5 protein-coding genes and 1 pseudogene are annotated in these 11,429 nt (G+C 56.7%); all 6 read right to left on the bottom strand.

The window, feature by feature from the left end:
* Positions 1–3,916: restriction endonuclease (locus L8V00_RS09095; RefSeq protein ID WP_269944825.1), on the bottom strand; the 3,916-nt coding region annotated here is incomplete at its 3' end.
* Positions 3,917–4,000: 84 nt separating this feature from the next.
* Positions 4,001–4,657 (bottom strand): annotated as a pseudogene (locus tag L8V00_RS09090) (VIT1/CCC1 transporter family protein).
* 123 nt (positions 4,658–4,780) lie between these two features.
* Entirely contained in the window at positions 4,781–5,896 is a 1,116-nt protein-coding gene (locus tag L8V00_RS09085) for a DUF3322 domain-containing protein (protein ID WP_034986854.1), read from the bottom strand.
* Positions 5,883–9,233 (bottom strand): ATP-binding protein, encoded by a 3,351-nt coding sequence (locus L8V00_RS09080; protein WP_269944824.1) that lies wholly within the window; start codon positions 9,231–9,233, stop codon positions 5,883–5,885. The genes L8V00_RS09085 and L8V00_RS09080 overlap by 14 nt, the downstream gene beginning before the upstream one ends.
* Positions 9,230–9,817 carry a DUF4194 domain-containing protein gene (locus tag L8V00_RS09075; RefSeq protein WP_034986850.1) on the bottom strand — a complete coding sequence of 196 codons (588 nt, stop codon included), beginning with the start codon at positions 9,815–9,817 and terminating at the stop codon, positions 9,230–9,232. Before L8V00_RS09075 ends, L8V00_RS09080 begins: the two co-directional genes overlap by 4 nt.
* Positions 9,818–11,290 (bottom strand): DUF3375 domain-containing protein, encoded by a 1,473-nt coding sequence (locus L8V00_RS09070; RefSeq protein WP_269944823.1) that lies wholly within the window; start codon positions 11,288–11,290, stop codon positions 9,818–9,820. It lies immediately after the preceding gene.
* Positions 11,291–11,429 lie beyond the last annotated feature (139 nt).

Here is an 11,429-nt window from a genome sequence, read left to right as displayed (position 1 = left end):
GTTGAGTATCAGAGAATTCCGGATTGGTCTTTAAAAAATCGTTGACAAGTGCCTCTCCTTTTCCTTTTCTGGGAAGCACGTCTTCCCGGAAAGCAGCGCGAGTCTGCTCATATGCTTGGCCAGTTTTCACAAGCTGACGCTCTAGTTGAGCATGATTAAATGAATAAACCCATGCATCTCGATTTGTTTGAAGCCCAGCTGAGAATACGGAGAAAAAGGTGGTCGAGTTACCCTTCTTCTCCCCAATGACCGGCCACGTCGCGAACTCGTCACTGCGCTGGTTCAGCCAGTCCCCTTCCTTATTCGGAATGATTGGCTGCCAATCAACGCCATTGACGGTCGAAGTCTCTACAATCTTTAATTTTTCGTCACGGCTAGAGCCATCTGGAGTCTGTGTATAACGTAGGGTGAAGTCGGCCTTTTTTGGATCCTTAACGCCAATAAATACTGCAATCGTAGTCTGCGATCCGGATCCAAAAATCTGGCCACCTTCCGCGCGCCAGTCAGCACTGCGCATATTGCCGCGCAGATTGAAAACATACAGGTCTGTGAAGTCCTCAGCCATGGACAAACGCACGCCATCACCAGTATTGCCATCGATCCAGCCACCGTTGGAAACGAAGGCGACCACACCCTGGTCGCCGATACGGTCAGTAGCCCAGCGAAATGCCCGCAGGTAGGAGTCGTAGAGCGAGTTCTTGTTCGTCGCCGTGGACTTCGCCGCGTAGGTTTTCGCGATGCGCTTGTCCAGGCTCGGGTACTTCAGGTTCGCGTTGAGGTCATTCGCGGACTTCTGACCAGCCGAATACGGCGGGTTTCCAATCACCACGTTGATGGGTGCGTTCTTCTGGCGCTCGATGGTCGCGTTGTTTTCCTTGAAAATGTGCAGATCCGGGATGTCGCCGTCCTCGTGGATCTGGAAGGTGTCGGCCAGCGCGATATTGCTGAACGGAATATACTCCGGGGCTGGTTCACCGTTGCGTTGCGCAGCTTCCTCGCGAAGAGCGTTGTAGGTGGTCTCGATGTTCACAGCAGAGACGTAGTAGGCCAGCAGCATGATTTCCGTGGCGAAGAGCTCGCTGGCGTATTTCCGAGCGAGATCCTCCGGCTTAATGAGGCCGGACTGCAGGAGGCGAACCGTAAACGTGGATGTTCCCGCGAACGGGTCTAGGATGCATACGCCTTCGTCGGTAAGTCCCTTGCCGAAGTGCTTTTGGGAGACCTCGTCCGCCGCTCGCAAGATGAAATCAACGATTTCGACCGGGGTGTAGACAATACCGAGGGCCTCTGACTGCTTCTTAAAAGCCTTGCGGAAAAAGCGCTCATAGAGATCCTTAATCACCTGTTGCTTTCCAGAAGCACTGGAGACCTCGGAGGCACGCACGCGCACGGACTCGTAGAATTTCTCCAGGGACTCCGTCTCCGTATCCAGATTCTCACGGGAGAGCGCCGCAACCATCTTCTCCATCACCTGGGCCACTGGGTTGTGGGTGATGAAGTCATGGTTTTCGAAGAGTGCGTTGAACACCGGCGCGGTGATCAGGTGCTGGGAGAGCATCGAGATGGCATCATCCTCGGTGATGCCCTCGTTGAGGTTATTGCGCAGGCCCTCGACGAACTTCTCGAACTCCCTGCGCAACTTGCCGTCTGCACCGTCCAGCAGAGCTCGAATGCGGGTGATCTGGTTCTCAGCGATGGTGGCCACATCGTCAGCCCAGTCCTCCCAATAGGTGCGGGTGCCGACCTTATCCACCAGTTTGGTGTACATCGCCTCCTGCCACCGCTCCAGAGAAAATAGGGCGATCTGCTGCGCGATTTCCTTATCCGATTCCGCAGGCTCCGCTTGCGACTTGGCTTCTGCTCGATCCAGCTTCTCCTTGGCATTCGAGACATGATCGACAGATAGCGGAAGCTCGTCCACCGCGCCCTCGTTCAACGCGATAGAGTTCACCTTCGCATTAAAGCGGTCATCATGGGCGCGCAGTGCATTGAGAATCTGCCACACGACCTTGAATCGTTGGTTATCGTTCAAGGCCTGTGCCGGCGGCACATTCGGGGACACCGCGACCGGCAGAATGATATAGCCATAGTCTTTTCCCTCGGATTTACGCATGACGCGGCCTACGGACTGCACCACGTCCACCATCGAATTGCGAGGATTGAAGAAAATCACCGAATCCAAGGCCGGGACGTCCACTCCCTCGGAAAGACAACGAGCATTGGTGAGCACGCGAGTCTGGTCTTCGTCGGGAGTGGATTCCAACCAGGTGAGCTTTGAACCGCGCTCCATCGCATTCATGGCCCCATCCACGTGCTGAGATGCGATGCGCAGATCCACGTTGTGCAGGGAGACATCCCCCAATACCGAGGCCTCCCGGAGCTGCTGCTGGTAGGTAGAAATTAAGGATGGGAAGGACTCAGCAATCTGCTTCGAGGTCTTGATGTCCTGGGCGAAGGCCACCGCGCGCTGCATCGGAGCAGCATCAATATCAAAGCCGCCTTTCTGCCCTTGCAGATCACCAGAACGCTTTGCCAAACCATTCCAGGCACCGATCATCGCCGAAGCCAAAGAAAGGTTCAGCTGGCCACCCTCGCCACGCGCCATGGCATCAGCAGCAACAGCCTCATCCACCGTCATCACGAGCACGCGGTAATCGGTGAGCAGCCCCTTATCCACTGCCTCGCCAAAGCCCAAGCGATAGAACTCCGGCCCATACACAGCCTCATCATCCATGGAGGCGAGCTCGGCGGAGTGCTCCGCGGCTTTACCCTTGACCTGGTCATCGAACAGACGCGGCGTCGCCGTCATATACAGCCGCTTCGCCGAACGGATGTAGTCCGAATCGTGGATACGCACGAAATTGGAAGCGTCCTCCCCAGCCAAGGTCACACCTGTGGTGCGGTGGGCCTCGTCGCAAATCACGAGGTCGAAATCGTCCAAGCCCTGCTGCTGCGCATCGTGCACCGCTGGTAGGGACTGGTAGGTGGAAAAGACCACATGCAGCCCCTTTGCCCGCTTACCGGATGCGAAACGCTCCGCGATCTGAGCGCCGTCCGTGGACACCGGAACCTCGAGATCATAAGTAGCGATGTCCTCTGCACTGCGGGAAACCTTGGAATCCGAACACACCGCGAAAGTGCGCATATCCAACCGAGCCTGGGCGGTCCATTCCTTAAGCGTCTGCGAAAGCAGAGAAATCGATGGCACCAGGAACAGCACCCGTGCCTTACCGCCATTATTATCCGCAACCTTCTCGGCCAACCGCAGCGCAGTAAAAGTTTTACCCGTACCACAAGCCATGATTAACTTGCCACGATCATGGGTGGTGAAGCCTGCAATGGCTCGATCAATAGCTTCCTGCTGGTGCGGGCGAGGTTCGAAAGTTTCGCGGCGGGAGAGGTTAATCTGGATAGCGCTATCCCCCATCGCTGCACCCGGGAAGGCTATATCCCAGTTGATTGGAGACTCAGAGATCGCAGCCACACCGATTCGGCTGGTGGGGATCACCTGATTGGCCAGCATCTCTTCCGCATTGGAAGACCACCGATCAGTTGTGGAAATGATCAGGCGACTGCCGAAGTGCTGCACTCCGTCTTCAGTCTCGAAAGTCCGGCCCGAGGCCTCAAAGAAGGAATCCAGGTTTGCCTTTTGGATGCGGGTCGTCGGCTTATAAAACTTACATTGGATAGCCGTCCACGTAACATCATCCACACGACGGGCAACCAAGTCGATGCCCGTATCCGCTTTGCCCCCGTTGTAACGCCAATCAGCCCAACGGTAAACCTCATCGAACTGTGCTTTCAGCGTCGGGTCTGTGCGGAAGTAATTAACCATCAGCTTTTCGAAGGCGATGCCGTACTTCGCCTTCGGCTGATTCTCGCGCAGTTGAGTAAGGACCTCGGAAAACTTCGCCATGGAGCCATTATGCCCCGTGACTGACCTCACTAAGTGTCCGGCACGCCCCACACCGGGGCCGATGCCTCGTCGAAGATGCGATTCTTAAGCCACGCCGCTAAACAGCGCGCCCGCGCCGTACGTCAGCGCCAGGCCCAGGCCGCCACCGATGACCAGGCGAATCATCGAGCGAGCCACGCTCGTGCCGGCGATCTTCGCCGAGATCAGACCCGTCAGCGCCAGCGAGAAAATCGTCACTGCGGTGACAACCCATGCCTGCGTGCCCGCCGGTGCCAGGAACACCGAAACCATCGGCAGGGCTGCACCAGCCAGGAAGGACAGCGCGGAGAAGAATGCTGCAGCCTACGCACTGGTCAGCTCGTTCTGGTCAATGCCCAATTCCAGCTGCAAGTGGGCTCGCAGGGCATCCTCCTTATGGATTTCCCGGGCAGCTTCGAGAGCTGTATCCCGGTTAATGCCGTAGCCGGAAAGAATCCCCGCGAGTTCCTCCAGCTCCTCCTCGGGAGCCTCCCGCAACTCCTGCCTCTCCTTGGCCACCAAGAACTGCTCGGAGTCCCGCTGAGCGGACACGGACACAAACTCCCCCAAAGCCATGGACACCGCGCCTGCAATGGTGGCAGCCAGGCCTGCCATCAAGATGGCCTTATCTCACGCGCCGGTGGCAATCATGCCGATAAGCAGGGCAGCAACGGAAACAATGCCGTCGTTGGCGCCCAAAACTCCGACGCGCAGGGAGTTCATCTTCGCTGCATCACCGGCGTCGTGAAGCTCCTGGTGAGCGCCGGGAACAGTGGAAAAGGGTGGTTTTCCTCATGAGCGGAATATTAGCCGACTGATTCACAAGCTCCGGGTCTACTGCCGCTGCTATGCACCAGTCCCACTGGAACTCACTGCCCGACGCAGCTGCTGCTGCGCATAGTCAAACAAGATTCTTTCCTGCTCAACGCGCAAGCACCCGCCCGCAGAACGCCCCCGGAGATAGTCCAATGCCAAGCGCTCCCCGTAGCTCAACAGCTCAGGCTCGAACCGGCTAGGTTGCGGTTCTTCCACCGCAAGATCAACGTGGTCACGAACCGTATCCAGGTCCATGAGGACAGATCGCGCATGAGGCACGTATCGCCTGACGAGTTCCAGGATATAGAAACCATGCGAATCTAGATCTCCCCAATAAAGAACTTCCTTCGCCTTTAGCGATGGCATCTGCTGGACGATCCTGGCAGCGTTCAATCCACCACCGAAGATCGCGACCGTCGCGGGCAAGTCTGGCAAGGCAAGGAAACTCTGGTGATTTTCAACGATAAGAACTCGCGCCCCCGGGATCTCACGGAGTTCTGCCGCCGGACATGCCAAGTGCCGAAAACCGCCAATTCCCAGTGTCGGGTCAAGGCTGCGGACCTCTACCAACTGGGGCTTCGGCTTGAAGTTCAGTGGCCCGACCACCGCTTCAACGACCGCCCTGTGTGCCTCGAACCATTTGCTATCGACACCAAAGATTGGCAATTCGCGAATATAAAAGTCGCTGACCTCGTGCTCGTGAACCCACCGGACAACAGCAATGAACTGCTCCACAGTCGTATCATTCCAGTCGTCCCACGCAGAAAGGTGCCTGATGAGCTCAGGTCGAACGCTCTCCCCCAATTCCGTGCAGAAACGGTCCAAGACCGTGCGGAGGCGTTGCCAATGATCGAGTTTGCCGGCCACGCGAGCCGCAGTATCCGCGTCCGCGAGAACAACTCGCCGGGGCAGCGAATAAGTCCCCAAATAGCTGAGCTTTTTATCCTCCCACTCGACGGTAATTGAACTGCGGTTCCACTGTGCCACCCAGGCTCTCACGGCAGCGCCGTCATCACGCTCTGCCGACCTTCCAGTCGGCGGATCCAGGTTGATGGTCAGCATCTTGAATTCCCCGGCCAACCAGCTGCGGTGGTTACGTGAATAAAAGACCGCAGCGCGTTGGCGCACCTGATCAGGAGTCTTCATCCTGGACCTCCTCGATCGTCAGAGAACTCGTTCGCGATCGCTTCCGGTCTGGGCATTCCACCATCAGCACACCCCCGATGTAGTCCTGCACGGTCTGCAGCAGCTTCTCGGGCGTGGCCAGAATCATGTGGAAACCAAAACGGCGAAAGGCCTCCATCGCAGCCCGAGTGAACTCCGTATCCGCACGATCAAAAGCTTCATCCAGAACGATCGTGCCAAATCGCGGATAAATATCCTCCCCCACCCGGACAATGGATTTCTTTTCTTGTGCGGCTGGCAAGCCCATCCCAGTCAGCCGGTAACGCAAGGCTGCAGCCAGGCAGAAGGAGGACAGCTTTTGGGCTTGGCCGCCCGAGAGTCCTTCCGACGAGTCATAGACCGCACCGCGCGTTCCATCCTCGCTGTATTCCACTCCCAGGAACTTCACGTGTTGCCTCGTATCCAGACGCAACTGGCGATCACGAGTTGTCGTACCGTCCGAGACCGTCACTGCGTCGATCACCGCCTGCAGCTTATGGAATCTGTGCTCGCTCTCCTCCTGATCAGCTTCATTGATAATCCCTGCCAGTGCGGAATCCAGAAGTTCAACGAAATTGCGGGCGATCGCGGGCTGTGCCTCCCTCACCTCGATCGTCAGGTAAGCACCCGGATAGAACTCGACTTCCGCAAGTGAATCATTAATCATCTGAATCGAGCTGCGAGTCTTCGCTGTCGCGTCACGGATTAAACGGCGCAGCCGACCCAGATGCTTGTGGGTTTCGTCTTGCAGCATGTCCCGGAAACGCTGTTCAAAACGGGGCAAGTCGTCTGCTTCAAGCCTGCCCAGTTCCCGAAGAAAATCCTGCTCCCACTCCATATCCGCCTTGAGGTCGCCCGCCCGATCAGGCCAGCGCACCAAGTAAAGGTTCATTGCGTTGACCAGATCACCACAATATTTGGTGAAGTGCGCATTGAGGTCTGCAAGCTGATCTTCGATACCACGAATGAGGCGATTGTTGAGCGCATCGATGTTATCGGGCCGAATGGTGCGGTCGATAGCCGTGCAACGTTCTGTCAGACGGGTCGCAACGTCCTCAGAGACGGTCTTCCCACCTCGGCGATTCCGAATCTTCTCAAGCGTTTCTTCTGCCTGCTCCAGGCGAACTTTGGAGACACTAAGCTGGTTCCGCTGTGCCATGACCTGCTCCTCGACTTTGTCGAGAGTAGCTTCAACGCCCTTCAACTTCGCTTTCAGTTCAGCCAGCTCCGCGTTTCCATCAGTAAGTTCATCAACGACTCGCTGGGCTTCTGCAAGCTCCTGGGTCACCGACGACACATCGATATCCTGAAAACGTTCCGTCTCCAATAGCCGCTCGATCGTGGCTATTTGGGCACGCCTTTTCTCCTGGCCGGCCGCGATGGCCTTGCGTCGCCGTTCAGCGTCTTCAAGTTTCGCCACGATGTCGCGCACCGCTGTTTGAAGGGCATCGATCTTGTCAGCGAGATTGCCCCACAGCACCCAGTTCGAACGGTCATCGATTCGGCGGCGATCATCCTTAATGTGATCGTTGCGGTTATGTTTCACCTGACCCTTTGCAGTCACCGCCCGCCGGGCAGCACGAAACTCTTCCACAGAGCCGCAGCATAAGTAATCGAACTTCGTAGAAAGTTGGGTCTGGATCCAGTCGTGATACCGCCCGGACTTTACGTTGATTTTCAGCCCCAGTGAGTTCGGTACGAAACGGGACGGGCGCTGGTCTTCCAGATCCCGAGTGAACCTGGTGTAGCTCACTTTCGCACCGAGATAGGTGTCATCGATAGCTGAAGAAACCTGGTCATAGTGCTCGTCTGGGACAAGGATCCGCCGGGCAAACCCGCCCATCACTCGCTCTGCGGTTCCTTGCCAATGGTCTTCACCAGGCTTCATACTCACGAGGTCTGCAATGAATGGAAGGTCAGACTCCCGCACTCCAGACTTCTCTGCAATCAAGGCTCGCGCACGGAGCAACCGGTTATCCATGGCCGATTCGTATTTTCGCAAAGCCTCAAGCTCCGCGACCAGCTTGTCCTTGTTCTCGCCCAGCTCGTAAACGCGCACGTGCGCCTGACCCAGCTTTACGTCTTCTGTTTCATATGCAGCACTCAACCGCTTCCGCTCTTCACGCAACTGCAGCACAAGGTTGGTGAATTCCTCAACACTGCCGGGCTTTGCAGCCCCAATGGATTTGAGCCGGGAATTGAATGCCTCTTCCTCTTTGGTCACTCGCTCCAGCCGGTCCTGCAAACGGTCACGCCGAGCCTGTGCAGAAACCAAGGCAGAATCCTGCGCTCCATGAATCAACGTGCGCAGTTGATCTGCTTGCGCCCGGTGTGCATCTCGAACCCCGGTGGCTTCTTCAATCTTCGCGCTGACTGTCTTAATCTCGGAAGTCCACTGATCCCGCTCCTGTTCGGCGAAACGCTGCCGCCACTCGTCGACGAAGGTTTCGACGCCGTCTCGGTCCTCCTTTACCGTGGTCAGCCTGTTTTCGACCCCTGCACGCTTCTCTGCTGCCACGCGCACCGGTGCCAGTTGCTCAATCTGTTCACGAGTTTTCACCACCGACTCATACGCCGTTCGGAGGTCTGTGAAATTCTCCGCTGCTTGCTCCGCGATCTCGAAGGTCTCTGGTTCGGGCAGCATGAAGGTACGCATCAAGTGATTAAGATCGCCGAGCGTTTTAGCCGATTGCGTTCGGTTCAGCAGGTCCAAAGCACCGGCATCGGCGATCCCCACCGCTCGGCGCAGCGCCAAACTGAACTTCGGATGATTTCGACTGACGTGCAGGGCATCGCTGTATGTCTTCTTCGCCTCACTAACCGGCAAGTTCTTCTGTGCCAGATCCTCAAACTCTGTCAGATCGGCAGCCCGAGGGAGCAAAATGTAAAGATCCGTGATTTCCTGGCGCGAATAGGCGTTAGCGGGCAAAAACATCAACCGGCAAGCGGTTACGGTCTCCCCTGCCCCATCGCTATAGCGTAGAGCGACGCCCGTCCACGTCGCACCTGTTCGAAGGTAGGACTGCGTAAGTTCGTCCGCCTCGATCGAGTGCTCGCGGCGCCAGGCACCGCGGCAGTAGGTAACCAAGTTACGGCCCGAGTGTGCTTGGTTATCAGCCGCAGCGTTGAAACGAATCTTGCCGGGCGGAACAAGAATCGTCGAGATCGCATCAATCAGCGTCGACTTACCGGAACCTGAAGGGCCTGTGATGAGGAAGCCCTCCCGCGGCACCTCGACACAGTGAAGGTTGTCGAATGTTCCCCAGTTATAAACCTGGATTTGGGAGAGTCGGAATTGGCCAGGCAGAGTCGTCGTCATTGTTCTTCCTCCAGGAGAGCTCGGAAAGACTCGGTGACAGCGGCGATTTCTTCGCTGGAAAAGATGATGCGCAGCACCGGGGACACCTCGAAACGCCCCTCGGTCGGGGTGCTGGCAATAATCGAGTAGCTCTTCAGCTTGTTCCACGCTGCAGTAAAGCGCTTACGCTGCGTGGACTTGTCCGTGCCAGCGTGGCCTTGATACGGCAGGGTCGCCTCAAAAACCTCACCCTCATCCACGATGGTTCGCTCGTTGGGGCTCGTCGTCACCAGCTCACGGCGCAGGTGGAGAATCACCACCGTGTCCATAAAAGTCAACGACTGTTTGCGTAGCAGCGCACGCTTTTCAGGGACATCCGCTTCCCACGCCTTTGTGTAGGCAACCCCTGCATGCTCGTCGAGAATGAGAGTGAGGTAGAGATTATCCAGCTGTTGGGCAAGAATCTCACGTGAGTTGGATATCGCAGCAAACACATCTGGCGATTTCACGCTCGACACGTATGGGCCGCGGATGAGTTCCGCCAGGGCACGACGCTGCAAACCTGTCAAGGTTCCGGTGTCGCCTTCATACAGTTTGTTTTCCATTTAGATGCGCCCAACCTTCCTCCGAAATTCGAAACGCTCATACCGCCCTTGATACCTTTTCCCGCTTGGTCTCTCCCACTGCAGGACTTCTGTACCGTCGGATCTTTCGCCGTGATCATGCGCAAGTTTGATGAGCCCCACCACACTCGCTAGCCCCTGAGTGGCAGGGTGCTCTTCCAAGACTTCCCGAATCGATGCTTGCCCCTTTCTGCCGAGCACATCGTTGATTGCGTCGCGCAGTTCCTGCCAGTCAATTTCTGATTCCCGGATACGCCGACGCATCTGTTCGAAGTCGATCTCGCCTGACTCGTTGACTTCCATTGACCGCTCGATGCGGTATTCCTTCGGGTTGTGTAATTCCCAACTGGAAAGCGACGTCGGTTGCCGCCTCGTCAGCTCGAGCTCGTAGCCGATCTTCTCGTAAGGCGCGATCCCTCGTTTTGCGAGCTCGAGCGCTTGCTGCTGCGCCTGATTGATTGCCCGTGTGAGGGCCTGCTGCGATTCTGCTTCTCGGGACTGCACGAAGCGCCTTAGGGACCGCGATAGGCCCGTGAGCGAGGTATGCACCTGTCCCGAGGAGGAATCGAGCATGTCTACCAATTGCGCGATCTCGTTCCGCTCTTCCGGGCCGAGCTGCTCCATAAAGTCCCGCGATTGCACTGAATCCATCACGGCATCGAGTTGCTTTGATTGCTCCGGGTCAAGGAAAAGCTCATAGAAGGAGTTGAATGCCCGTCCCGCTTCTGATTCTGCGATCAGATCTACACCACGGAAGACATTGTCCAGTACCTCACCAGCGTTTAGCTGCCCTTCGACGAGCGATTCTCGGAGTTCGTGATCGACATTCTCAACCTCCTCCCGAACGCGGGAGAAGTCGGTGGGCAAATCCCTCGCCAGAGCCAGGATTTCCCGTGCCCTCTCCACTGCCTCTTCGTCGGAAATCACGCCGACACCGTTCATGCGGATGTTGTCGATACGGTCTTGGATCTGATCTCGCTGAGCTTCCAGGCGACTAATCGCTCTCGCTTCGTCGGGATCTGTTTCAGCCGCCAGATCCTGGAGATTATTGAATAGAGTTCCGAGGCGGGATTTGGTCACCACCCGCTGAGGACTGATCAACTGCTGGACATAGTCGATAGCAACGTGCGCGTCCGTGGTGAGCTCGTAAAACTCTTCCCTCGAGCCCTGAGGGCTGCGTCTCGTAAGGTATCCGAGTTTCACCCAGTCATTGATATAAGCCACGGCTGACTTGGGCAGCTCCATATTGGTCTGTTCCCGAATATCGATCAGCAAGGACTCCACTGCTAGGGTGAGCTCGGATCCGGCGATCTGGCGATTACCTGCTTGGAAGACAGCACTTAAGACAGAAAGAACAGCTGGGGCGTTATGGGCACGAAGCATCGCCCAAGCAGGTACCGAGTCCGCAAGGCGGATCATCGCCAACGCATCTGCCACCACAGTTGTCCGATTCATGTGCTCAATCTAACAAGCGCTGAAGACAAGGATTCAAAAATATCGAACATCTCGGCGCCAACTAAGGGTTCGATGCTCATGCGCACGCCCTCAGATTGGCACTGCTGTACGGCAAAGGCTTTGGACAAGTGCACCGGTT

The sequence above is a fragment of the Corynebacterium evansiae genome (genome assembly GCF_027570065.1).
GTDB lineage: Bacteria > Actinomycetota > Actinomycetes > Mycobacteriales > Mycobacteriaceae > Corynebacterium > Corynebacterium evansiae.
This window is presented reverse-complemented; position numbering and strand designations above follow the sequence as displayed.

What these genes read in the sequence shown, in the direction of transcription:
- L8V00_RS09075 (WP_034986850.1), bottom strand. Translation starts at nt 9,817, where the DNA reads ATGGAAAACAAACTGTATGAAGGCGACACCGGAACCTTGACAGGTTTG.
- L8V00_RS09085 (WP_034986854.1), bottom strand. Translation starts at nt 5,896, where the DNA reads ATGAAGACTCCTGATCAGGTGCGCCAACGCGCTGCGGTCTTTTATTCA.
- L8V00_RS09070 (WP_269944823.1), bottom strand. Translation starts at nt 11,290, where the DNA reads ATGAATCGGACAACTGTGGTGGCAGATGCGTTGGCGATGATCCGCCTT.
- L8V00_RS09080 (WP_269944824.1), bottom strand. Translation starts at nt 9,233, where the DNA reads ATGACGACGACTCTGCCTGGCCAATTCCGACTCTCCCAAATCCAGGTT.